The 22,888-nt window shown below is 56.8% G+C and carries 22 protein-coding genes; 11 read left to right on the top strand and 11 right to left on the bottom strand.

The features are described 5' to 3' along the window. The first annotated feature begins 127 nt into the window (after positions 1–127). From F8R23_RS16115 to zur, 4 genes are all read left to right on the top strand, one after another. Positions 128–661 (top strand): tetratricopeptide repeat protein, encoded by a 534-nt coding sequence (locus tag F8R23_RS16115; RefSeq protein ID WP_129936902.1) that lies wholly within the window; start codon positions 128–130, stop codon positions 659–661. 49 nt (positions 662–710) lie between these two features. Next, positions 711–1,199 (top strand): RNA polymerase sigma factor, encoded by a 489-nt coding sequence (locus F8R23_RS16110; protein ID WP_129936904.1) that lies wholly within the window; start codon positions 711–713, stop codon positions 1,197–1,199. Next, positions 1,196–1,954: an anti-sigma factor family protein gene (locus F8R23_RS16105; RefSeq protein ID WP_129938833.1), complete on the top strand. Its 759-nt coding sequence runs from the start codon at positions 1,196–1,198 to the stop codon at positions 1,952–1,954. The genes F8R23_RS16110 and F8R23_RS16105 overlap by 4 nt, the downstream gene beginning before the upstream one ends. Positions 1,955–2,127: 173 nt before the next feature. Then, a complete protein-coding gene (gene zur / locus F8R23_RS16100) occupies positions 2,128–2,640 on the top strand; it encodes a zinc uptake transcriptional repressor Zur (RefSeq protein WP_012147151.1) in 513 nt (170 codons plus the stop codon). Between the two features lie 107 nt (positions 2,641–2,747). Here zur and F8R23_RS16095 read toward each other — a convergent pair whose 3' ends face one another. The 4 genes from F8R23_RS16095 to F8R23_RS16080 form a co-directional block, all read right to left on the bottom strand. Continuing rightward, positions 2,748–2,957 (bottom strand): CsbD family protein, encoded by a 210-nt coding sequence (locus tag F8R23_RS16095; protein ID WP_012147152.1) that lies wholly within the window; start codon positions 2,955–2,957, stop codon positions 2,748–2,750. A gap of 303 nt (positions 2,958–3,260) precedes the next feature. Continuing rightward, complete coding sequence (gene dinF, locus F8R23_RS16090) at positions 3,261–4,607, bottom strand: MATE family efflux transporter DinF (RefSeq protein ID WP_129936900.1); 1,347 nt, start codon at positions 4,605–4,607, stop codon at positions 3,261–3,263. 216 nt (positions 4,608–4,823) lie between these two features. After that, the gene (gene lexA / locus F8R23_RS16085) at positions 4,824–5,432 is read right to left on the bottom strand and encodes a transcriptional repressor LexA (protein ID WP_012147154.1); all 609 of its coding nucleotides are present in this window, start codon (positions 5,430–5,432) and stop codon (positions 4,824–4,826) included. A gap of 121 nt (positions 5,433–5,553) precedes the next feature. Further along, positions 5,554–5,922: a diacylglycerol kinase gene (locus F8R23_RS16080; RefSeq protein ID WP_112347174.1), complete on the bottom strand. Its 369-nt coding sequence runs from the start codon at positions 5,920–5,922 to the stop codon at positions 5,554–5,556. A gap of 149 nt (positions 5,923–6,071) precedes the next feature. On the opposite strand from F8R23_RS16080, the gene plsB reads away from it, so the two are divergent. Further along, positions 6,072–8,537 (top strand): glycerol-3-phosphate 1-O-acyltransferase PlsB, encoded by a 2,466-nt coding sequence (plsB, locus tag F8R23_RS16075; RefSeq protein WP_151415811.1) that lies wholly within the window; start codon positions 6,072–6,074, stop codon positions 8,535–8,537. Positions 8,538–8,596: 59 nt separating this feature from the next. Here plsB and ubiA read toward each other — a convergent pair whose 3' ends face one another. Next, positions 8,597–9,469, bottom strand: coding sequence for a 4-hydroxybenzoate octaprenyltransferase (ubiA, locus tag F8R23_RS16070; RefSeq protein ID WP_112347176.1), 873 nt, complete (start codon positions 9,467–9,469; stop codon positions 8,597–8,599). 17 nt (positions 9,470–9,486) lie between these two features. Further along, on the bottom strand, positions 9,487–10,011 hold the full coding sequence (ubiC, locus tag F8R23_RS16065; protein ID WP_112347177.1) for a chorismate lyase: 525 nt from the start codon (positions 10,009–10,011) through the stop codon (positions 9,487–9,489). A 388-nt stretch (positions 10,012–10,399) separates the two neighbouring features. Between ubiC and F8R23_RS16060 the strand changes: the two genes are divergently transcribed. From F8R23_RS16060 to F8R23_RS16050, 3 genes are read left to right on the top strand one after another with little or no spacing between them, the layout of a single operon-like run. Then, positions 10,400–11,782: an MFS transporter gene (locus F8R23_RS16060; RefSeq protein ID WP_129938831.1), complete on the top strand. Its 1,383-nt coding sequence runs from the start codon at positions 10,400–10,402 to the stop codon at positions 11,780–11,782. Positions 11,783–11,804: 22 nt separating this feature from the next. After that, on the top strand, positions 11,805–12,806 hold the full coding sequence (locus F8R23_RS16055) for a LacI family DNA-binding transcriptional regulator (RefSeq protein WP_129938830.1): 1,002 nt from the start codon (positions 11,805–11,807) through the stop codon (positions 12,804–12,806). 22 nt (positions 12,807–12,828) lie between these two features. Further along, a complete protein-coding gene (locus F8R23_RS16050; RefSeq protein ID WP_129936896.1) occupies positions 12,829–13,815 on the top strand; it encodes a nucleoside hydrolase in 987 nt (328 codons plus the stop codon). 55 nt (positions 13,816–13,870) lie between these two features. On the opposite strand, the gene malM is transcribed toward F8R23_RS16050, so the two are convergent. From malM to F8R23_RS24410, 4 genes are all read right to left on the bottom strand, one after another. Then, positions 13,871–14,773, bottom strand: coding sequence for a maltose operon protein MalM (gene malM / locus F8R23_RS16045; RefSeq protein WP_129936895.1), 903 nt, complete (start codon positions 14,771–14,773; stop codon positions 13,871–13,873). Positions 14,774–14,869: 96 nt separating this feature from the next. Further along, positions 14,870–16,165: a maltoporin gene (locus F8R23_RS16040; RefSeq protein ID WP_129936894.1), complete on the bottom strand. Its 1,296-nt coding sequence runs from the start codon at positions 16,163–16,165 to the stop codon at positions 14,870–14,872. A 29-nt stretch (positions 16,166–16,194) separates the two neighbouring features. Then, a complete protein-coding gene (gene malK, locus F8R23_RS16035; RefSeq protein WP_099063603.1) occupies positions 16,195–17,304 on the bottom strand; it encodes a maltose/maltodextrin ABC transporter ATP-binding protein MalK in 1,110 nt (369 codons plus the stop codon). Next, complete coding sequence (locus tag F8R23_RS24410; RefSeq protein WP_099063604.1) at positions 17,297–18,268, bottom strand: alpha-amylase family glycosyl hydrolase; 972 nt, start codon at positions 18,266–18,268, stop codon at positions 17,297–17,299. Before F8R23_RS24410 ends, malK begins: the two co-directional genes overlap by 8 nt. 358 nt (positions 18,269–18,626) lie before the next feature. Here F8R23_RS24410 and malE point away from each other — a divergent pair, with 358 nt between their 5' ends. The 3 genes from malE (at position 18,627) to malG (ending at position 22,363) form a co-directional block, all read left to right on the top strand. After that, the gene (malE, locus tag F8R23_RS16025; RefSeq protein ID WP_129938828.1) at positions 18,627–19,820 is read left to right on the top strand and encodes a maltose/maltodextrin ABC transporter substrate-binding protein MalE; all 1,194 of its coding nucleotides are present in this window, start codon (positions 18,627–18,629) and stop codon (positions 19,818–19,820) included. 63 nt (positions 19,821–19,883) lie between these two features. Further along, on the top strand, positions 19,884–21,461 hold the full coding sequence (gene malF / locus F8R23_RS16020) for a maltose ABC transporter permease MalF (RefSeq protein WP_129936892.1): 1,578 nt from the start codon (positions 19,884–19,886) through the stop codon (positions 21,459–21,461). An 11-nt stretch (positions 21,462–21,472) separates the two neighbouring features. Next, complete coding sequence (gene malG / locus F8R23_RS16015) at positions 21,473–22,363, top strand: maltose ABC transporter permease MalG (RefSeq protein WP_112347184.1); 891 nt, start codon at positions 21,473–21,475, stop codon at positions 22,361–22,363. Positions 22,364–22,463: 100 nt separating this feature from the next. Here malG and psiE read toward each other — a convergent pair whose 3' ends face one another. After that, on the bottom strand, positions 22,464–22,871 hold the full coding sequence (psiE, locus tag F8R23_RS16010; RefSeq protein WP_099063607.1) for a phosphate-starvation-inducible protein PsiE: 408 nt from the start codon (positions 22,869–22,871) through the stop codon (positions 22,464–22,466). Between the last annotated feature and the right edge of the window lie 17 nt (positions 22,872–22,888).

Raw genomic sequence — 22,888 nt, 5'->3', positions numbered from 1 at the left:
GGCGACATTGGGAAAACAGTCGTGCCGCCGGGTTAAAAAAGAACCCTAAAAAACGAATAAAAAAGCCCTGTAGGGTGTTCTCTCGACAGGGGCGCAGCTCTGCGCCCTTCCCAATGAGGAAACAACCATGAACAGTTTAGTGAAACGCCTGCTGTTGCCTGTGATTGCCGGTTCGTTGCTGTTTTCCGGGGCGGCTCTGGCGATGGGTGGTGACAGTAGCGACCAGACCACGCCTACCTGCCCGAAAGGCCAGATATACGATACAAAAACCAAGACCTGCATGGTGGAAAAAAGCAGCATGATCGACGACAACGATCGGGCGAACTATGCCTATGCGCTGGCAAAAAGCGGTCGTTACCAGGAAGCGCTCGATATGCTCAATACCCTGAAGGATCCCAACACCGCCGTGGCGCTCAACTACCGGGGTTATGCTACCCGCAAGCTCGGCCGCACCGATGAAGGGATCGGCTACTATTTAAAATCAGTGGCGCTGGATCCGAAATACCCAAAAGTCCGTGAATATCTGGGCGAAGCCTATATGGGCAAGGGCCGTCAGGACCTGGCGAAAGAACAACTGAAGGTGATCCAATCGCTGTGTGGCACGGGCTGCGAAGAGTACCGCGATCTGGCTGCGGCCATCGATAACCCCCCAGAATCATGATCTAGCCGAACCGGAGGCTAACATCAGTAGCGACGCAATCCGCAACGAAATCGGCCAGTATCTATCCCGCCTGTGGCGCTACGGCCTGGTGCTTTCCCACCGGCGGGATGTTGCCGACGATTTGGTGCAGGCCACCTGTGTGCGGGCGCTGGAGCGCGCCGCACAGTTTGCCGTGGGGACGCGTATGGACCGCTGGCTGTTTGCCATTCTTCACTCCATCTGGCTTAACGAGATCCGCGCCCAGCATATCCGCCAAGGGAAAGGTTTTGTCGACGTCGATGAACTGACCGGGGTAGAAAATAGTGAGGATCCTATTTGGGCTAATGAGGTGATGCAACGCGTGAACCGGCTGCCGGAAGCGCAGCGGAACACGCTGTTTCTGGTGTACGTGGAGGAGCTTTCCTACCGTGAGGCCGCCGAGGTGCTTGGCGTTCCCATTGGCACTATCATGAGCCGCCTGGCGGCGGCACGCCTGAGATTGGCAAACGATAGCGTGCTGCAAGCCCGCTCCCCGCAGGCAAAAGGAGAACAATCATGAGCTCAACCTACGCCGCGGATGAACTGTTGGTCGCCTACCTGGATAATCAACTGGATCCACAGCAGCGCCAGCTTCTGGAACAGCGCCTGGGCGGCGAACCGGCACTGGCCGAGCGTTTATCGTTACTGGCACGCAGCAACCTGCCCTTTAAGCAGGCATTTGAGCCTTTGCTTGATGAAGCGCCGGTACAACGGCTGCGGGCCGAAGGCCCCCTTACTGCCCCTGCAATGCAGCATGGTGTCAGCCGGCGTGGCCTGATAGCCGCCGCCGTCGGTTTTTTGGCACTCGGCATCGCAGGCGATCGCGCCTATTTACAGCTCAGCCAGCCAGAAGAGAACTGGCGCAGTTTGGTCGCCCAGTATATGGCGCTATACACACCTGAAACGCTGGCAGGCTACAATGACACGGCAACGCAGATCGCCCATCAGTTACAGCAAACCGGCGAGCGACTGGGTATCGCCCTCTCGGCACCGAAATTGATACTGAGCGGCGCCGAGTTGAAAAACGCCCGCGTGCTGGCTTACGACGATCGGCGTATCGCTCAATTGACCTGGCAGGATGCGCAGTATGGTGCGCTGGCATTGTGCATCATTCAGCAATCGGGCAAGCCGCTGCCCGCAGAGAGCGAGCGCCGCCAGGGCATGAACGTAGTCTACTGGGCCGATGGCCGTCATGGCTTTATGCTGATTGGCCATAATCCCGCGCCGGATCTGGCCGCATTGGCGGGTCGCTTGCAACACTCACTCGCCAGCTAAGGATTGACTGCCTCCGACTTCAGCCGCCAAGTGTGAACATCATCACAATCCAGGCTGGCGGCAGGCGGTAAACCAGTCGATTAGTGCGCCATATCAGAGGAAAAGGGGCCAACTCTCGGCGATTCGGCTGAAGCATGGTAAAATCGGCTTTTTTACGTACCGGGAAATTTGCCATGAACTCAAGCACCCAGGAAAAGCTGCTGGCGCAGGCTGAACAACTCTGTCAGCAACGCAATGTGCGATTGACACCGCAGCGGCTGGAAGTGTTACGCCTGATGGCACAGCAGCCCGGTGCCATCAGCGCTTACGACCTGCTCGATCTGCTGCGCGTCGCCGAACCTCAGGCCAAACCGCCAACGGTGTACCGTGCGCTGGATTTCCTGCTGGAACAGGGGTTCATTCATCGGGTTGAGTCAGCCAACAGCTACGTGTTGTGCCATCACTTCGAACAGCCGACGCATACTTCCGCGCTGTTTATCTGCGATCGCTGTGGTCAGGTGACCGAACGGACGACCGAAGGGGTCGAAGAGACGCTGCAAAAACTGGCGAAAGAGTCTGGTTTTGTCCTGCGTCACAACGTGGTGGAGGCCCATGGCCTGTGTGCGGGTTGCGTTGAGGTAGAAGCCTGTGACAGCAAGCATGACTGTGGCGAACACGATCACAGCATTGCCATCAAAAAGAAATAGGTTGGATTTTCAGGTACCTCCCTGTACCTGCGCCATAGCGTCAAGGGGATAAAAACGCCAGGCCTTTAAAAGTAGCCTGTGGCCGCAATCCGCTGCGGCCCATCGCGCTACCAGCGATACTTGTTGTGGTCTTCCCAGGATTTCACTTCTTTCTCGGCCGCCTCTTTCTGGTAGCCGTAACGTTCCTGAATTTTACCGACAAGCTGTTCGCGTTTCCCTTCAATGACCGTCAGATCGTCATCGGTCAGCTTGCCCCATTGTTCCTTCACTTTCCCTTTAAACTGCTTCCAGTTACCGTCGGCTTGATCTTTGTTCATAACCTCTCCGTTACCTGTGATTAGTCAGTTTTAAAAACTCGTCGCTGGGCTTAACTGAGTAATAATATTGGTCAATTGACCAGAACAAAAGGAATACTCATTCCCATTCATTCCGCCAGCCACATGATTAACTATAGCTACAGATAGCGATAAAAAGGAAAAAGTCAGGATAAAAACTCACAAAATAAATATAATTCAGTAAAAAATCCGACAAAACAGCAAGTAAGCGGAAACAATTTGGCTCAAGAAAATGTAACTTAATATGAATAAAAAACATAAATAAAATTAATAATTTATTGCTTTTTATCGTGCCGAATCCGCTGCAAACCAGGTCCCATCCACTCTGTGGCGATGCCAAATCCAACCGAGTGCGATGCCACGCAGTGAAAGAAATACCGCCAGCGCCAGCCATAGCCCATGATTGCCCAGTACCGGTAGGGTAAACAGCGTCAGGCCATAGCCAGCCGCCGCCACTGCCATGCTATTACGCATTTCTGCACCGCGTGTGGCACCAATAAACATGCCGTCCAGCAAATAGCACCATACCCCCACCAATGGCAGCACCACCTGCCACGGCAAATAGTGGTTCGCCAGCGCACGCAGCTCCGGTAAAGAGGTCAACGCCGCAATAATTTGTTGGCCGGCCACGGCATAGAGCAGGCCAAAGCCCAACGCCACCAGACAGGCCTGCCGGCAAGCCGCGCGCCATACTTTACGCAGTTGGCTATCGTCACGGGCCCCATAGGCATGGCCCGAATGTGCTTCCACCGCGTAGGCAAAACCGTCGAGCGCGTAAGCCGTAAAGGTCAGCAAATTCATCAACACCGCATTTACCGCGACCACCTCGCCGCCAAGCCGGGCACCGAAAATAGTCAGCGAAGCAAAGCACAATTGCAGCAACAATGAACGCAACATAATATCGCGATTCAACGCCAGCAGACGTCGCAGATTACCGCGCCAGGCCTGGCGCAGCATCGGCACAGAAATACCGCGTATACGCATCACTCGCCAGGATAGCCCTAACCCCAGCAGCAACGTGGCATATTCAGAGATAGCGGTCGCCGTCGCGGCCCCCTGCACGTTCCAACCCAGCCCCATCACCAGCCAGATATCCAATACGATATTCAGGAGATTGCCGACAATCAGCAGGATCACCGGCGCACGCACGTATTGCACGCCAAGCAACCAACCCAGGATCACCATATTGGCCAGCGCCGCCGGGGCACTTAGCCAGCGGATCTCGAGGAATAACCGAGCCTGCTCCAGCACCGCCCCGTCGCCACCGACGATTTTTAGCGCCAACTCAATCAGCGGATAGCGCAGCAGTACAATGGCCATCCCGGCCAACACGGCCAGCAGCAACGGTTGCATAAAGGCACGCGCCAGCCCCTGCGGATTTTGCGCCCCCAGCGCCTGTGCGGTCAGTCCGGTGGTACTCATACGCAGGAACAACAGCAGCATAAACAGGAAACTGGTCGCCATGGAGCCCACAGCTACACCGCCCAAATAGGTCGGGCTATCGAGGTGGCCGATCACCGCGGTATCCACCAGCCCAAGCAATGGCACGGTGATATTGGAAAAAATCATAGGCAGCGCAAGGCGCCACAGGGCTTTATCGGTATCGCTGGTGAAGGCAGAAAGCAGGCGCATAGTGAAATGTTCCCGTGTATACCCGTCATCTTTCAAGTTGCAGCGTTGTTATCTGCACTTGCTCACCCCAGTTACTTACCTGAGTAAGCGCCTGGGGATGAGCGAGTTGGCCGCCTAGCTGCAACTTGAAAGCTATAGGGTATATAGTGAATCAGATATGACATCGCCCCAGAGCTGGGGCGACTTAAATCAGAGGACGGTGTTCAAGCGTGGGGATTAAACCCAATCGCCGTTGCGGATCACACCGACCGCCAGACCTTCAATGGTGAAATTCTGCTGACGCAGATCGACCACAATCGGCTGGAATTCGCTGTTTTCCGGCAGCAGTTCAACTACGTTACCGTGTTTTTTCAGTCGCTTAACCGTGACTTCATCTTCAATGCGCGCCACGACGACCTGGCCATTACGCACGTCCTGGGTTTTATGCACCGCCAGCAGATCGCCGTCGAGAATACCGATGTCACGCATCGACATGCCGTTGACCCGCAGCAGGAAATCCGCGCTTGGTTTGAACAGGGAAGGATCGACCTTGTAGTGCCCTTCGATATGCTGTTGCGCCAACAGCGGCTCACCGGCGGCTACGCGGCCAATCAGCGGTAAACCTTCTTCATCTTCCATCAGCAGGCGAATACCACGCGAAGCGCCGGAGATAATCTCGATGACGCCTTTACGCGCCAGCGCTTTCAGGTGTTCTTCTGCGGCATTTGGCGAACGGAACCCCAGACGCATGGCGATTTCGGCGCGCGTTGGCGGCATGCCAGTGGACGAAATATGATCGCGAATCAGATCATAGACCTCTTGCTGTCTGGTAGTTAGTGCTTTCATTCCGCCCCCTGTTTGTTTATACAGTCTTGCTGTGAGTATATACAGGTAAGTGCGGCTTGGGAACTGAAGAGTGAATAAAAATCAGGGATTAGCGACCCGCGTCGCAACAGAACTCCCCCACTCAGGCAAAGTGCTGCCACAGCACCGAACCCCAGACAAACAGCGCCAGAATAATCGCCAGCAAGACCGCCGCCGAGCCCATATCCTTTGCCCGACCAGAAAGCTCGTGATGTTCGGTGCCCACCCGGTCGACAATCGCTTCAATCGCGCTATTCAGTATCTCGACGATCATCACCAGAAACACCGATCCGATCAGTAAAATGCGCGCTATCGCACCCACGTCCAGCCAAATCGCCAGTATGATAGCCAGCACCGTCGCCACCAATTCCTGGCGAAATGCCGCTTCGTGCTGCCAGGCGGCGGAAAAGCCTTTATAAGAGTAGCCGGCAGCTTTAATAATACGGGTCAGGCCGGTTGCTTGCTTTGTCATGTTTTTTAGTGCCTTTCGCAGAGGTAAGTCATAATTAAACAGGCTAAGCCAGGAAACGCTCCCGGCTCTCGGTTTTCCAACACCACAGATCTGCTACCCGGATTCTGGTATGCTTGCGGCGCATTGCTAACAAGAGGCTTCACGTTGTTATGTCAGGTTGGCGTAAAATTTATTATAAACTATTGAATTTACCACTCAAACTGTTGGTAAGAAGTAAGGTTATCCCTTCAGATCCGGTCACGGAGTTAGGGTTGGATCCCTCACGGCCGATTCTGTACGTTTTACCTTATAATTCCAAGGCGGATTTACTGACGCTGCGCACCCAGTGCCTGGCGCAAGATCTGCCCGATCCCCTCAATCCGCTGGAGATAGACGGTACCGTGCTGCCCAGCCACGTGTTTATTCACGACGGCCCGCGCGTATTCCGTTACTACACGCCGAAAGAAGAGTCGGTAAAACTGTTCCACGACTATCTGGATCTGCATCGCAGTAATCCGGACCTCGACATTCAGATGTTGCCGGTCTCGGTGATGTTCGGCCGCTCTCCGGGGCGCGAAGGTCACGGCACCCCGCATCTGCGTCTGCTGAACGGCGTCCAGAAATTCTTCGCCGTGCTGTGGCTCGGCCGCGACAGCTTTGTCCGTTTCTCCAATACTGTTTCGCTGCGCCGCATGGCGACTGAACACGGTACGGACAAAATCATTGCGCAAAAACTGGCACGCGTGGCGCGCATGCATTTCTCGCGTCAGCGTCTGGCCGCCGTCGGTCCAAGCCTGCCGGCCCGTCAGGACCTGTTCAACAAGCTGTTGGCGTCCAAGGCGATCGAAAAAGCGGTCGAAGACGAGGCTCGCAGCAAGAAGATTTCCCACGAAAAAGCCCAGCAGAATGCCATTGCGCTGATGGAAGAGATCGCTGCCGACTTCTCTTACGAGACGGTGCGCCTTTCCGATCGCGTGCTGAGCTGGACCTGGAACCGCCTGTATCAAGGCATCAACGTCACTAACGCCGAACGCGTGCGTCAGTTGGCGCAGGACGGCCACGAGATTGTTTATGTGCCCTGCCACCGCAGCCACATGGACTACCTGCTGCTGTCCTACGTGCTGTATCACCAGGGTCTGGTGCCGCCGCACATTGCTGCCGGCATTAATCTCAACTTCTGGCCGGCCGGGCCGATCTTCCGCCGTCTGGGCGCTTTCTTTATCCGCCGTACTTTCAAAGGCAACAAGCTGTACTCGACGGTGTTCCGCGAATACCTCGGCGAGCTGTTTACCCGCGGTTACTCGGTGGAATATTTCGTCGAAGGCGGCCGTTCCCGTACCGGACGTTTGCTGGAGCCGAAGACCGGCACCCTGTCGATGACCATTCAGGCGATGCTGCGTGGCGGTACCCGCCCTATCACACTGGTGCCGATCTACATCGGTTACGAGCACGTGATGGAAGTGGGCACCTACGCCAAAGAGCTGCGTGGTGCGACCAAGGAAAAAGAGAGCCTGCTGCAGATGCTGCGCGGCCTGCGCAAGCTGCGCAATCTTGGCCAAGGTTACGTCAACTTCGGCGATCCGTTGCCGTTGACTACCTATCTGAACCAGAATGTGCCGCAGTGGCGTGAATCGATTGATCCGATCGAATCCCAGCGCCCAAGTTGGCTGACGCCAACGGTCAACGATCTGGCGGCCAAGATCATGGTTCGCATCAACAATGCTGCCGCTGCCAACGCCATGAACCTGTGTTCCACGGCGCTCTTGGCCTCACGTCAGCGTTCGCTGACCCGTGAGCAGTTGCTTGAGCAGTTGGAATGCTATCTGCAATTGATGCACAACGTGCCTTATGCCAGCGACGTTACCGTGCCAACCCAAACGCCGGATGAGTTGCTCGACCACGCGCTGAACATGAACAAGTTCGAGGTGGAGAAGGATAACATCGGCGATATCATTATCCTGCCGCGCGAGCAGGCGGTGTTGATGACCTATTACCGTAACAATATCCATCACCTGCTGGTTCTGCCTTCGCTGATCGCCACTATCGTGATGCACCACCGCCGGGTTTCGCGCGCCGAACTGCTACGGCAGATTAGTCTGATTTACCCGATGCTGAAGGCCGAGCTGTTCCTGCACAACGATAAGGAACAACTGCCGGAAGTGCTGCGACCGCTGATCGATGAAATGATCCGTCAGCAACTGATCTGCGACAAGGGCGACGATCTGGCGCTGAACCCAGCGCGTATCCGGCCGCTACAGCTGTTGGCCGCCGGTGTCCGTGAAACGCTGCAACGCTATGCCATCACCATGTCAATCCTCAGCGCTAATCCGAGCATCAACCGCGGTGCACTGGAGAAAGAGAGCCGTATCATGGCCCAACGCCTGTCGGTACTGCACGGTATCAATGCGCCGGAGTTCTTCGACAAGGCGGTGTTCTCCACCTTGGTGGCGACGCTGCGTGAAGAAGGCTACATCAACGACATCGGCGATGCGGTCCGTGAGCACACCATGGAGGTGTACAACATGCTGAGCGATTTGATTACCCCGGAAATCAAGCTGACCATTGAAAGCGTCAGCATGCCGGCGGAAACCAACGCCCTGCCGGAGACGGCCGCAGTGGAAGTGAAAGAAGACTAATTCACTGATACTAAAACGAAAAAGGCACCCTCGGGTGCCTTTTTTATTGCTGTCAGTCGTTAGCCCTGCCAGTAGCTCAACGCGATGCCGAGAAACAGCACCAGCCCAACGTAGTTGTTGTCCAGGAACGCTTTAAAGCAGGCGTCGCGTTCGCGGGTGGCGATCTGCTTTTGCTGATGGATAAACAAAGCGCCTGCCAGCAACAGCGACCAATAAAAAGCGCCGCTCATCTGCGTCAGATAGCCGACCCACAGCATCAACAGCAGCGTGGCGAACTGCAGCAAACCGACGATCAGTTTGTCGTAGCGGCCAAACAATATGGCGGTAGATTTAACGCCAATCTTCAGGTCATCGTCACGGTCAACCATGGCGTACAGCGTGTCGTAAGCCACCGTCCAGCAGATATTGGCCAGCAGCAACAGCCAGCAGCTCAGCGGCAGTGATTCGCTAACGGCGGCATAGGCCATCGGAATGCCCCAGCCAAACGCCGCGCCCAACACAAATTGCGGTAGATGAGTGACCCGCTTCATGAACGGATAGGCCCATGCCAGCGCCAGCGCTGCCAATGACAGCCAGATGGTCATCGCATTCAGCGTCAATACCAGCCCAAACGAGATCAGCACCAGCACCACAAACAGGATCTTGGCCTCTTTCTCGCTCACCCGGCCACTCGGCATCGGCCGCCCGGCAGTCCGCTTCACGTGGCCATCTACGGCGCGATCGGCATAGTCATTCACCACACAGCCGGCGGCGCGCATCATGAAGACCCCGACCACAAACACCACCAGGACAGACAGCGACGGTACGCCCTTTCCCGCCAGCCACAGTGCCCACAACGTCGGCCATAGCAACAGTAAGGTGCCAATCGGCTTATCAATGCGCATCAGATGGCTATAAGCCTGCCATTTGCTTTGAATCACGCTTCCCTCCAAGGTATTTCCTCTCCTCATTATTCAGGGTCTACACTGCCCGCAGCGTACAGCGGTGAAGCCGGTAAAAACAGTTCGGTCAGCAACAGCGGTTTACCCGCCAGCCGCAGGCGGGAGCGGCGTGCCCACAACTCATCTTGCCGCCCCATGTGAATATAATCGCGGGTCAGGTCATCACTGCTGAACAGATAGCGGCCCAACGGCAATGTCCCCAAATCCACCAGCGCCAGATCCGGGCCGGTCAGCGTTTCCTGCGGGATCACCGTGCGCCCCAGCAGCCAGGGCTGGTTGTCGCCCAACAGCACCACTTCACGCAGCCAATAGCGCGGGCTGTCCGGCAGGTGTTCGGCCTCTTCACCCAGTTGCTCGCGGGTCAAAAAACATTCGCGCTGCGGCTCAACGTGCACCCGCCCGCAGTGGCGTTCAAAGCGACGCGTCATGGAGCCGGGCTCCATCAGCCAGTCGCTGATGGCGGCAGGCACCGGAGGATGTTGCGCAGATAACCACTCCAGCGGCGGTAGGATCGAATCCCTATTGCCAAACATTGTTCTACTCCATGCCTGACGCTGCGGCCGCGCCAGACCAGACAAACTGTAAACAGGCGCTCATTGTAACGCAGAAATTCAAAAGCGGCAGGCTGATTCGTGGGGTCACGCGCAGCAAAATACGCGCCGAAAAAGCAGCGCGATGTCATCTTTCTGCCATCTGTTTTCTTTACCTTCGTTCCCCGGAGCGATGGGGATTCTGTGATCTTCAGCAAACTTTCACCTCTACAGCATTGTTTTATCTACGCGCGTAGATACCCTTGTACTGCAGCGTTGAATCGCCATCAGTCCGACACTTTGTCAGCAAACTTTTTTGCCGACACCAGGGAAACCATCTTTACCGCGATCACGCCATAGGTGTGGCGCAGACGAAAAGAGGATCAATGCCATGAGCGAAACAACGCTTGCAACCCCAAAGGCCACCGACGAAACGTTGGCGGCCGATGAACGTTTGGCCACCAAAGAAGGGCGCGGTCAATTCTGGCGCGCCACTTTCTCGTGCTGGCTCGGTACGGCCATGGAGTATGTCGATTTTGCCCTGTATGGCCTGGCGGCCGGCATGGTGTTCGGCGACGTGTTCTTCCCCGAAGCCACCCCCATGGTGGCGTTGCTGGCCAGCTTCGCCACCTATTCCGTCGGTTTTATCGCCCGCCCTATCGGCGCGTTGGTTTTCGGCTGGATTGGCGATCGTAAAGGCCGCCGCGTAGTACTGCTCACCACGGTGGCGCTGATGGGCGTCTCTACCACGCTGATCGGGCTTATCCCCTCCTACGCACAAATCGGCGTCTGGGCTCCCATCTGCCTGGTGATCCTGCGTTTTGCTCAGGGCTTCGGGGCCGGAGCCGAGCTTTCCGGCGGTGCGGTGATGCTGGCAGAATACGCCCCAGCCAAACGCCGTGGCCTGGTCGCTTCGATCATTGCGATCGGCTCCAACAGCGGTACTCTGTTAGCCTCGCTGGTCTGGTTGCTGGTGTTGCAATTGGACAAGGCCGATCTGATCGCCTGGGGCTGGCGCATTCCGTTCCTCGCCAGCATCCTGATCGCTGGGGGGGCTTTGTACCTGCGCCGTCACGTGCGTGAAACGCCGGTGTTTGAACGCGAGCTACAACAAAACCGTCAGCGGATGCTGGACAACACTCCCGTCGCAGCGGATCACCGCAGCTATCTGCAACGCACCAAAGCCTTCTGGATCATGCTTGGCCTACGCATCGGCGAAAACGGCCCATCTTATCTATGCCAGGGCTTTATCGTGGGTTACGTCGCCAAAGTGTTGATGGTGGATAAGTCGGTGCCGGCGCTGGCGGTGATGATCGCCTCACTGTGCGGTTTCCTGGTGATCCCCCTGGCGGGTTGGCTTTCCGATCGTTTCGGCCGCCGTATTACCTACCGCTGGTTCTGCCTGTTGCTGGTACTGTACGCCTTCCCGGCGTTCTGGCTGCTCGATAGCCGCGAACCGGCAATAGTGATTTCGGTGATTGTGGTCGGCATGTGCATCGCATCACTGGGTATTTTTGGCGTGCAGGCCGCCTACGGCGTGGAACTGTTCGGTGTCAAAAACCGCTACTCAAAAATGGCGTTTGCCAAGGAACTGGGTTCGATCCTCTCCGGCGGTACCGCACCGCTGATCGCGACCGCGCTGCTGGCCGGTTTCGGTCACTGGTGGCCTGTTGCATGCTATTTTGTTGTAATGGCAGGCATTGGCTTAATCACTACCTTCTTTGCACCAGAAACCCGCGGTCGCGATCTTAATCTGCCGCAGGACGCGGTGTGATCAGGGTGCACAGGAACCCAACTTGGATAATCAATCCGCACGGCGTATCACCCGTGCCGACGTCGCCCGCGTAGCGGGTACCTCGGTTGCGGTCGTCAGCTACGTGATCAACAACGGCCCGCGTCCGGTGGCAGAAGCCACCCGTCTGCGGGTGCTGGCGGCGATCGAGCAAACCGGTTATCGGCCGAACGATATCGCCCGGGCATTGGCTTCCGGCAATACCCTCACCTATGGGTTAGTGGTGCCCGACATTTCCAATCCGTTTTTTGCCACGCTGGCACAGGCATTACAGCGCGAGGCATTCAGTCACGGCCGCGTGCTGCTGTTGGGTGACGCCGGGGACGACCGGCAACGGGAGCATGACCTGATTAACCATCTGCTGCGCCGTCAGGTTGATGGGTTGCTGTACACTAGTGTCGATCGCCATCCGTGGTTCGATCTGATCCGCGCCTCCGGTACCCCCTGCGTGATGATCGACACCATCGACAGCCATGCCGGCATCTGCGCCATTCGCGTCAATGAACGCGACGCCGCCTGCCAGGCCACTCGCCACCTGCTGCAGCACGGCTACCGGGAACTCGGCATTTTTGTTGGCCCGCTGACCATGCTCAATGCACAGGATCGTCTGAACGGCTGGCGCGACGCTCTGCTCGAAGCCGGTATCACGCCGCACGAAGAGTGGATTTTTGAAGCGCCCTATACCCGCCAGGGCGGCTATCAGGCCAGCCAGATAATGCTGCAAGGGCCTCGTCCACGGGCCATCTTCACCTCCAACGAGCAGCAGGCGCTCGGCTGCCTGTCGGCGCTGGCGGAATATCAGCTACGGGTGCCGGACGATCTGGCTATCATTTGCTTTAACGGCACCCAGCAATCCGAGTTCAGCGTACCGCCGCTCAGTGCGGTCGAACAGCCGATCGACGCCATGGCCAGGCAGGCCATCGCCATGCTGGCCGCCGGTGCCGCGCAGCCAGAGCTGCACGAGTTCGCCTTCCAGCTGCATATCCGCCGATCGTGCGGCTGCTAGTTTATTGATTCAGGTAACTGTTATGCGTTTGATTATTGATTGCGATCCCGGCAACGGCATTCCCGGTGCCAACGTTGACGACGGGCTGGCGCTGGCGCTGGCATTGGCGGCCAAACCGCAGCTCTCACTGGAGTTGATCAGCATCGTGGCCGGCAATACGCCACGCGACGTCGGCTTTGCCGTGGCCAACCATCTTTTACAACAAACCGGTTATCAGGTACCTGTGGTGGCAGGCGCGGCGCGAGCATTGAATGAAGCGCCAGAGCCCTGGCGCACTCATCTGGATCGTGCGATTACCGATCCGCAGCTGGCCACTCTGTGGCGTAATACGCCTTACCCGCAAGCAGCAACGACACCAGCACCGAACGCCGCCGTCGCGATCGGTGAACTGATCTGCAATCACCCCGGTGAAATCACCCTGGCGGCGATCGGCCCGCTGACCAACGTTGCCCATGCCCTGCAGCTGTACCCGCAGATGGCGCAGGCGGTGAAGGAAATCGTCATTATGGGAGGAGTGTTCAACGTCGAGGGCTACATCAAGGACACCAATTTCGGCCTGGATCCAGAGGCTGCACGGCAGGTACTGACCAGTGGTGCCAACATCACGCTCGCCCCGCTGGACGTCACCACGCAAACCATGCTGACCCAGGCAGACCTGCTACAAATGACCCAGCCGGACACGCCGCTGTGCCGCTACCTGCGGGCCACAACCCAGCCCTGGATCGACTATTCCCGCCATACCCGTCATCTGCCGGGTTGCTGGATCCATGATGCACTGGTCATCGCCTGGCTGCTGGAGCCGCAATTGGTCACTACGGAAGAGTATTTTGTCGATGTGGCGCTGGAAGGAGCCATGACGCGAGGCAGCTCCCGTCGCTGGCGACCGGAAAGTCTGCGCCTGTCGGTCGGCATGCCGGAACCCGAAGGCCAACCGGTGCGGATAATGCAGCAGGTGGATAACGCGCGTCTACTGGCGTTGATCGGCGAAACTCTGGCCCGCCGCGAATGAAAAAAGGTGCGCCGGGGCGCACCAATCATCAAGCCAGCATCGGTAGCGTCGGGTACTACCCCTTGCCTTTCACGCTGCCAATAAACGTTTCACGCGCTGTGGTAGAACCCAGTTTTTCAGCCTCATTCATCAGTTTCAGCGCTTTATCGATATCGCCCGCCTTCACCGCCTGTTTGATGCCGTTGTTAAAGTAAGTTTCAGTGTCATTCAGCATCGGTTCCGCCGGTTTGGTCGGTGCCGGAGTCGGTGCAGCCACAATCGCCGCGGTAGAACCCACCACCACTGGCGTCGTCGCCGGTGCCGGTTGCAGCATACCGATCATGATATTGCCGCTGCCCTGTTCAGCCGTCACTTTCAGTTTGATGGTGCCACTGGTGCTGTGGCTGGCAATTGGATCCGGAATATCCGGCACCGCGTTGCCCACGCCCTGCGCATAAGCCTTCGCCGGGTTAGTCAATTGGGTGGTTTTCGCCAGATCCTGACGGGTGGTGTACACCAGTAGATAAATTTGTTTCTGGCCGAGCGCCGGGGTCAGTTTCAACGTGCCCTCAAGGCGATCGGACGACATTGCCCCCGGAGGCTGATAAGGGAAGTAGCTGCTCGGGTAATAGGCGGCCGGACGCAGGTGCTCATCGAGCACCAGTACGCTCGGGGCGTAAATGGCGTTGTTCTTGCTGATGCTGCTCAGCGTGACTTCCAGCGACCCGCGATCGGCCGGCAGCGTATAGGCGGCGATAGCGCCCTGAATGTCACCCTGATTAATTTGCGGGCTGACATTATCCAGTTTTACGTCCTGGCTGACCGGCGGTACCAGCGGTTGCCATGGCAGGCTTTGCAGCGTGCTGGCGCTAATAGCCGGAGCGATGGAAACATTAGCCGGTGTATCGGCATTGGCCACCAGTGGCGCGCCCACGGTAAGCGCCAGTGACAGGCAGAGTGACAGCAGATTCTTTTTCATTGTTATTACCCCATGGTATCCGACGCGGCTCAGGCAAGAGAGACGGTGTCGGCGAATACAGGTTGGGGAGAGCACCTGGCTCTCCCCGTTATCTCATTACCACCAGATTTCCATCTGGGCGCCGAAGGTGACTTCATCGTCATTACCGCGGCTGAAGGTATGCATGCTGGTGTCGTTGTAGGCGGTACCTGAGGTGTAACCGGTGCCGGAATCGCTGTTAGCGTAACCCCATTTCTCATCCCACTTGGCGTAGGTTGCAAATACGCGGATCGCCGGACGAGACCAGATGCTGTTGCCCGCCTGCCACTGTTGCGCCAGGGTGACTTTGTACTGGCCGTTGCGATCGCCGGTACGCTGAGATTTCACGTTGTCGTAACCGGCTTCCAGCAGGGTGCTCATGATTGGCGTCCATTTGTACATTGGGCGCACGCCCACGGTGTACCAGGTGGTGCCGTTGTTGTTGTCGCGATCGATATCCTGGAACATGGCGACATACATCATCGCCCATTGATCGTTGAAGTCGATGGCGCCGTGATCCAGCACACGGATCATCTTGCCGTTGTTGTCGATGGTGGAGCCTTGACTACGGCCGTTGTTCTGCGAGGTCATAGAATCGGTGGCGTACTGCAGCACAAACTTGTTGTAGCCGGTCAGGATGCTCTGAGTATGTTCCGCAGTCACCAACCAACCGTCTTTGCTGGCACCGTCAGCCAGGCTGTAGCCGTCCTGCGCGTTAGCCCGACCGTAATCCAGGCCCAGTTCCAGGGTACCGCCCGGGTTCAATTCCAGACCGGCCAAACGCACGTCGAAGGTGTCGTTGACGGTAGGGCGTTGGTCCAGTTCATTATCCAGATAACCGTAAGAACCGCCGGATTCGGAGTTACGGGTCACGGCAGCAGACAGCTTGCCGAAGCCCAGATCGATGTTTTCCAGACCCGCCCCCGGGCCGGAGATATCCCAGTAGTAGAAGTCGATCATATGGACGTCATGACGCTGATAGAAACGCTTACCGGCCCACATATTGGCCCCCGGCAGCCATTCGATCAGGTTTTTACCCTGCACGTTCACTTCACGGAAGCCTGGCGTCACATCTTCCCAGTCAGAACGTTGTGAAACCGAGTAAGCCAGGTTGGTATCGAAGTAGAAGCTTTTATCACCTTCTTTCCACACTTCCTGACCCAGCTTCAGTTCGGCGTAAGTTTCACATTCGTTACCGAGACGGTATTTGCTGTCGGCGCCGGTGGCCTTGAAGCACTGTTGCTCACCACCGCTACCGGTCCAGCCGATGCCGGAACGCGCATAGCCTTTAAAATCAAGAGCCATTGCCTGAGTGGTGAGAACACCAGCGGCGATTGCCAGTGCCAGAGGAAGTTTGCGCAGAGTAGTCATCATTATTCTCCTGTTATACAGACTGTGATGCTTTAAACGCCCGGCTCCTGGTGCAGCCGTTTACATGCCGTACCGTCTTCACGGAACAGATGGCAGCGGTGAGGCGGCAGGCCGATAGCGAATGTTGCACCTTCTTCTACCAGCACCACGTCGTTCTGGCGGTAAACCAGGTTTTGACGAATTGCCGGGATTTGGATGTGGATTTGCGTCTCGTTGCCGAGTTGCTCCACCACCTGTACGTCACCGGTCAGCCGAACTTCAGAGGCGTCACCCGGCAACAGATGCTCCGGGCGAATGCCCAGCGACAGATTCGAGCCAACCTGTACCTCTGTGCCTTCGACCGGCAACCACACCAGTTGGCGGTTAGGCAGTTCGACCTGGACCTGTTGCGGTTCTGCGGCGGTCACTTTGACCGGCAGGAAATTCATTTTCGGCGACCCGATAAAGCCGGCGACAAAGCGGTTGGCCGGATAGTGATACAGCTCCAGCGGCTTGCCGATCTGGGCGACACGCCCGGCGTCCAGCACCACGATTTTGTCGGCCAGCGTCATCGCTTCAACCTGATCGTGGGTGACGTAAATCATGGTGCGCTGCAAACGCTTGTGCAGACGGGAGATCTCAATGCGCATCTGCACCCGCAGTGCGGCGTCGAGGTTGGACAGCGGTTCGTCGAGCAGGAATACGTCCGGCTCCGCCACCAGCGTACGGCCGATTGCCACCCGCTGACGCTGCCCACCGGACAGCGCTTTGGGCCGTCGGTCGAGCAGGTGAGCCAGTTGCAGCACTTCCGATACCTGATTCACCCGCTGGTTGATTTCCGCTTTTTTAGCCCCCGCCAGCTTCAGGCCAAACGACATGTTGTCGGCCACCGACAGGTGCGGATACAGCGCATAAGACTGGAATACCATGCCGATGCCGCGCTCGGACGGTGGCACCTCATTCATCCGTTTATCGCCGATCATCAGCTCACCGGAGGTAATGTCCTCCAGGCCGGCGATCATGCGCAGTAGAGTCGACTTGCCGCAGCCCGATGGCCCGACAAACACCACAAACTCACCGTCATCGATCGTCAGATTGACGTCCTTGGAAATCACCGTTTCGCCGAAAGCCTTATAAACGCTGCGCAATGTGACGCTAGCCATGCGTTACTCCCCTGCTTTCGCAGTTAACGTTTCGTGTAAAAATGGCGGACGCAAAACCCGCCAAAACCCATTGATGACCCTCTTGCTGCGCGCCGTGCTGCCATGCCAGTGGCAAGGTCGCCTCAGACGGCGCGGCCGCCTGAGTATAAGGCTGCAGGTTAATCAGCGCTTCAAGGCATTGATCCTGATGGGTAATAAGTAAGCGAACTACGCCATTACGCTGGCTGATGGCGCTCAGCTCACCCTGTTGGATCACCGGCAAACGGCGCAGCGCCAACAGAGACTGGCAGTAACGTAAGGTCGAGTGGTTGTCATGCTGTTGGCGGCTGATGGCCAACGCGCGGTGTTCGATCGCCACCTGCTGATACCAGTGGATCTCACCGGCGGTCACTTGCTCCGGCGCTTCATGCCAGGGCATCGGCGTTTGTGCACCAAGCGGATCCTGCAAACCGGCCGCGTGCGGCAGACCCAGCTCTTCTCCCTGATACAGACAAATCGGCGCGGGCAGCATAGCCAGCAACGTCAAAAAAGCATCGGCGGAACGCAAGTTACCCTGCCCCCAGTGGCTGACTACCCGAGGCTGGTCGGCATCACCGGTGCTCCACAGGCTGTCGGCCAGCGTGGCCCGGCGAGCATTCAATACCTCAACCAGTTTCTCCACGCTAAAAGGCACCACTTCCAGCGCCAATGGGCTGCGGAGGTACTGTTGCGGCGTTGCGGCGCGACGAATGTGGTTTGGCCCATCGCAGTACCACAGTGCCAGCCCTTGGGCGGCGACGGCGGCGTCATCTTGTGCCGCCAATGCCTGCGGCAATACCAGGCCGTCGATCGACAGCGTACTCAGGTAAGGCAATGCCGCAATCATGCCGCGAGCGTCGCCTACACCGTCCCCGTTTCCGTCGCGGAAACTGACCGGGTGGATCCGGTACAGGGTTGGCTGGGTGGCGGTAGGCATTGGCGACATAAATCCGGTTCCTGTTGCATTGGGCGTTGAAAATCAATGTGGCCGATAGTGCGGTAAACCCCACAAAGGGTAATCATCCGTAACAGGATTTTTCATGGGGGAGGAGATGGGAGGATGAGAGAACGACTGTGGCGGTGAGAAGTTCCACGCTTAAGACAAATCTGTGATCTGCCTGGCAAAAATCGTCCCCCTATTTTGTGTCTGACACCACAGAATAGAGAGCAATGTTAACTGGATCACACTCCGCAGGCTTGGGGCGTAGAGGGGGGGAGGATGAGAATGTGTCGCTTTGTGACCCACTATTACCGCGAAACCTCTCTCCTTGATTTACGTGCCCATAAAAAAGAAGGATTGGATTATGACTCGCAGCTTTACCACCGCCCGCACACTGGTGCTTTCGGCTCTGACCACCCTGGTGCTTTCTTCTTCCGCCTTCGCCAAGATCGAGGAAGGGAAACTGGTTATCTGGATCAACGGCGATAAAGGCTATAACGGCCTGGCCGAAGTCGGCAAAAAGTTTGAGAAAGACACCGGTATCAAAGTCACCATCGAGCATCCGGACAAGCTGGAAGAGAAATATCCGCAGGTGGCTGCCACCGGCGACGGCCCGGACATCATCTTCTGGGCCCATGACCGCTTTGGCGGCTACGCGCAGTCGGGCCTGCTGGCCGAGATCCATCCTTCCAAAACCTTCCAGGACAAGCTGTTCCCGTTTACCTGGGACGCGGTGCGCTACGATGGCAAGCTGATTGGCTACCCGATCGCAGTAGAAGCGCTGTCGCTGATTTATAACAAAGACCTGATCAAGCAGGCGCCAAAAACCTGGGAAGAGATCCCGGCGCTGGACAAAGAGCTGCGCGCCAAAGGCAAGAGCGCCATCATGTGGAACCTGCAAGAACCCTACTTCACCTGGCCGATTATCGCCGCCGACGGCGGTTATGCCTTCAAGTATGAGAACGGCAAGTACAACATCAAGGACGTAGGCGTGGCCAATGCCGGTTCACAGGCCGGGTTGCAGTTCATCGTCGATCTGGTGAAAAACAAACACATCAACGCCGATACCGATTACTCGATTGCCGAAGCCGCGTTCAACAAAGGCCAGACCGCGATGACCATCAATGGCCCCTGGGCCTGGTCCAACATCGAACAAAGCAAAATCAACTACGGCGTGACCCTGCTGCCAACCTTTAAAGGCAAGCCGTCCAAACCTTTCGTCGGTGTACTGACCGCCGGGATCAACGCCGCCAGCCCGAACAAAGAGCTGGCAACCGAATTCCTGGAAAACTACCTGCTGACCAACGAGGGGCTGGCGGACGTCAACAAGGACAAACCGCTGGGCGCAGTCGCACTGAAGTCTTATCAGGAACAGTTGGCGAAAGATCCGAAGATTGCCGCCACCATGGAAAACTCACAGAACGGCGAAATCATGCCTAACATCCCGCAGATGAGCGCCTTCTGGTACGCCGAACGCAGTGCGGTGATCAACGCCGTCAGCGGCCGCCAGACGGTGAAAGCCGCACTGGATGACGTACAGACACGTATTACCAAGTAACACACTACGTTGTGCGGGGTGCGGATCTGCGCCCCGCTGTAGATCCACAGAAAGGAACGCCCTATGCAATTAGCTCACGCCGGGTCACCTGCGCGCAAAAAGTCGAAGTGGTGGCAGAGTGACATACTGAAATGGCTGGTCATCGGCCTGTTCAGCCTGGTTACCTGCTATCTGATTGTGTTGATGTATGCACAGGGTGAATACCTGTTTGCCATTCTGACGCTGATCTTGGTCAGCGCTGGGCTTTACGTCTTCGCCAACCGCCGTGCTTACGCCTGGCGCTACGTTTATCCGGGCATCGCCGGTATGGGGCTGTTTGTCCTGTTTCCGCTGATTTGTACCATTGCCATCGCTTTTACCAACTACAGCAGCACCAACCAGCTCACTTTTGAGCGCGCCCAGTCGGTGCTGATGCAGCGTCAATTCCAGACCGGCAAGACCTTTACCTTCGGCCTGTATCCGGTGGAAAACCAACGCTGGCGTCTGCAGCTAACCCACCCGGACAGCGGCCAACAGCTGATTTCCCAACCTTTCAGCTTTGATGCCAACGCACCGCAAACGCTGAAACTGGTTGAGGAAGGCAGCGAACCGACAGGCGAACGCGCCACGCTGCGGGTGATCACGCAAAACCGCCAGGCGCTGAGCCAACTGGTAGCCCAGTTACCGGACGGCGGTGAGCTGCGCATGAGTTCCCTGCGCCAGTTTTCCGGCACCACCCCGCTGTACGCACTGGATAAGGACAGCAGCCAGCTGACCGACCAACAAACCCATATTCAATACCGACCTAACCCGGAGATTGGCTTCTATCAGGCGGTAAATGCCGACGGCAACTGGGCCAAAGAGACCCTCAGCCCAGGCTATACCGTGGCTATCGGTGGGAAAAACTTCCTGCGCGTCCTGCAGGATGAAGGCATCAAGAAGCCGTTCGTGTCGATCTTTATCTGGACCATCGTGTTCTCGGTGATGACCGTGATCCTCACCGTGGCGGTAGGCATGGTGCTGGCCTGCGTGGTGCAGTGGGATGCGCTGAAAGGCAAAGCCATTTATCGCGTGATGCTGATACTGCCCTATGCGGTGCCGTCATTTATTTCGATTCTGATTTTCAAAGGCTTGTTCAACCAAAGCTTCGGTGAAATCAACATGATGCTCAGCCATCTGTTCGGCATCAAACCGGCCTGGTTCAGCGACCCCATCACCGCCAAGAGCATGATTTTGATCGTCAACACCTGGTTGGGCTACCCGTACATGATGATCCTGTGCATGGGGCTGTTAAAGGCGATTCCTGACGATTTGTACGAGGCTTCGGCAATGGACGGCGCTACCCCGATGCAGAACTTTTTCCGCATCACTCTGCCGCTGCTGATTAAGCCGCTAACGCCGCTCATGATTGCCAGCTTCGCCTTCAACTTTAATAACTTCGTGCTGATCCAACTGTTGACCAACGGCGGACCGGATATGATCGGGACTACCACACCGGCCGGTTATACCGACCTGCTGGTCAGCTATACCTACCGTATCGCCTTCGAAGGCGGCGGCGGACAGGACTTTGGGCTGGCGGCGGCAATTGCCACGCTGATCTTCCTGCTGGTGGGCGCCCTGGCGATCCTGAATCTGAAAGCCAGCAAGATGAACTTCGACTAGGAAGAAAAATAATGGCTATGGTCCAACCCAAATCCCAGCGCCTGCGCCTGTGGATGACCCATACTCTGATGTTGTGCTTTATCGCCCTGATCATGTTCCCGCTGCTGATGGTGATAACTATCTCACTGCGATCCGGCAACTTCGCCACCGGCAGCCTGATACCGGAGCAAATTTCCTGGGATCACTGGCGCCTGGCGCTTGGCATGAGCGTGACGCACGCCGACGGCAGCGTGACCCCACCGCCCTTCCCGGTACTGTTGTGGCTGTGGAATTCGATCAAGATCGCGGTGATTACCGCCATCGGCATCGTTACGCTGTCTACCACCTGCGCCTACGCTTTTGCCCGCATGCGTTTTCGCGGTAAAAGCACGCTGCTGAAAAGCATGCTGATTTTCCAGATGTTCCCGGCAGTGTTGTCACTGGTGGCGCTGTACGCCCTGTTCGATCGCCTGGGCCAATACATCCCGTTTATCGGCCTGAATACCCACGGCGGGGTGATCTTCGCCTATATGGGTGGCATCGCGCTGCACGTCTGGACCATCAAAGGCTATTTCGAGACCATCGATAATTCGCTGGAGGAAGCCGCAGCGCTGGACGGTGCCAGCCCGTGGCAAGCCTTCCGCCTGGTGCTGTTGCCGTTGTCGGTGCCGATTCTGGCGGTGGTGTTTATTCTGTCGTTTATCGCCGCCATCACCGAAGTGCCGGTCGCCTCACTGCTGTTACGTGACGTCAACAGCTACACGCTGGCGGTGGGCATGCAGCAATATCTCAATCCGCAAAACTACTTGTGGGGCGACTTTGCCGCTGCGGCGGTGCTGTCAGCCATTCCGATTACCGCCGTATTCCTGCTGGCGCAGCGCTGGCTGGTTGGGGGCCTGACGGCCGGTGGGGTCAAGGGTTAAAGGTTTTTTGCCACTGTAATGCGCTTGCTGTACTTACGTTTTTTTCCGATCAATACCTGTGTCTTCGGCGGCCCCTACGGGCCGCCATTTTTATCCCTGTTTATTCTCTTTTTAAGCGGTCGGTATTGGCCAGATAAAGCGTTACCACTAGTAACAATATCGCGGCAGAATAAATTAGCGTATCGATTGGATTTTCATGATCCACAATGATCAAACGGATAATTGCGGTAATGCCGATATAAATAAAGTAACGCAGCGGGAAGTGATAACCCGACTCAAAATACTTCACAATCAAGGCGATAAACTCAAAGTAGAGGAAGTAAATCACAATCCCTTCAATCAGCAGATAGGACGTCGACTCCTCGTTGTTGACAAACAAGACTTTCGCCAAATGAATGGTTTCTTTAACCAAAAAGACGATCAGGATCGCTGCCAGCAGCAGCAGTCCGACATTCAACACCCGTTGCAACCCTTTGGCGATCGTCACCGAGCGGGAGGTTTTTGCCATAAATATTCCCCATCAAT

This window comes from Serratia proteamaculans (assembly GCF_008830365.1).
Taxonomy (GTDB): domain Bacteria; phylum Pseudomonadota; class Gammaproteobacteria; order Enterobacterales; family Enterobacteriaceae; genus Serratia; species Serratia proteamaculans.
Note: the sequence above shows the minus strand (reverse complement) of the source record. Positions and strands in the feature narration are given on the sequence as shown.

Coding starts and splice junctions, on each gene's coding strand:
- F8R23_RS16040 (WP_129936894.1), bottom strand. CDS start 16,165: ATGATGACTACTCTGCGCAAACTTCCTCTGGCACTGGCAATCGCCGCT.
- dinF (WP_129936900.1), bottom strand. CDS start 4,607: ATGCGCCTGCTTTCTGCCTTCACCAGCGATACCGATAAAGCCCTGTGG.
- malK (WP_099063603.1), bottom strand. CDS start 17,304: ATGGCTAGCGTCACATTGCGCAGCGTTTATAAGGCTTTCGGCGAAACG.
- F8R23_RS16105 (WP_129938833.1), top strand. CDS start 1,196: ATGAGCTCAACCTACGCCGCGGATGAACTGTTGGTCGCCTACCTGGAT.
- ubiC (WP_112347177.1), bottom strand. CDS start 10,011: ATGTTTGGCAATAGGGATTCGATCCTACCGCCGCTGGAGTGGTTATCT.
- F8R23_RS16060 (WP_129938831.1), top strand. CDS start 10,400: ATGAGCGAAACAACGCTTGCAACCCCAAAGGCCACCGACGAAACGTTG.
- F8R23_RS24410 (WP_099063604.1), bottom strand. CDS start 18,268: ATGTCGCCAATGCCTACCGCCACCCAGCCAACCCTGTACCGGATCCAC.
- F8R23_RS16095 (WP_012147152.1), bottom strand. CDS start 2,957: ATGAACAAAGATCAAGCCGACGGTAACTGGAAGCAGTTTAAAGGGAAA.
- F8R23_RS16050 (WP_129936896.1), top strand. CDS start 12,829: ATGCGTTTGATTATTGATTGCGATCCCGGCAACGGCATTCCCGGTGCC.
- lexA (WP_012147154.1), bottom strand. CDS start 5,432: ATGAAAGCACTAACTACCAGACAGCAAGAGGTCTATGATCTGATTCGC.
- psiE (WP_099063607.1), bottom strand. CDS start 22,871: ATGGCAAAAACCTCCCGCTCGGTGACGATCGCCAAAGGGTTGCAACGG.
- zur (WP_012147151.1), top strand. CDS start 2,128: ATGAACTCAAGCACCCAGGAAAAGCTGCTGGCGCAGGCTGAACAACTC.
- malM (WP_129936895.1), bottom strand. CDS start 14,773: ATGAAAAAGAATCTGCTGTCACTCTGCCTGTCACTGGCGCTTACCGTG.
- F8R23_RS16080 (WP_112347174.1), bottom strand. CDS start 5,922: ATGACAAAGCAAGCAACCGGCCTGACCCGTATTATTAAAGCTGCCGGC.
- malF (WP_129936892.1), top strand. CDS start 19,884: ATGCAATTAGCTCACGCCGGGTCACCTGCGCGCAAAAAGTCGAAGTGG.
- F8R23_RS16115 (WP_129936902.1), top strand. CDS start 128: ATGAACAGTTTAGTGAAACGCCTGCTGTTGCCTGTGATTGCCGGTTCG.
- malE (WP_129938828.1), top strand. CDS start 18,627: ATGACTCGCAGCTTTACCACCGCCCGCACACTGGTGCTTTCGGCTCTG.
- malG (WP_112347184.1), top strand. CDS start 21,473: ATGGCTATGGTCCAACCCAAATCCCAGCGCCTGCGCCTGTGGATGACC.
- plsB (WP_151415811.1), top strand. CDS start 6,072: ATGTCAGGTTGGCGTAAAATTTATTATAAACTATTGAATTTACCACTC.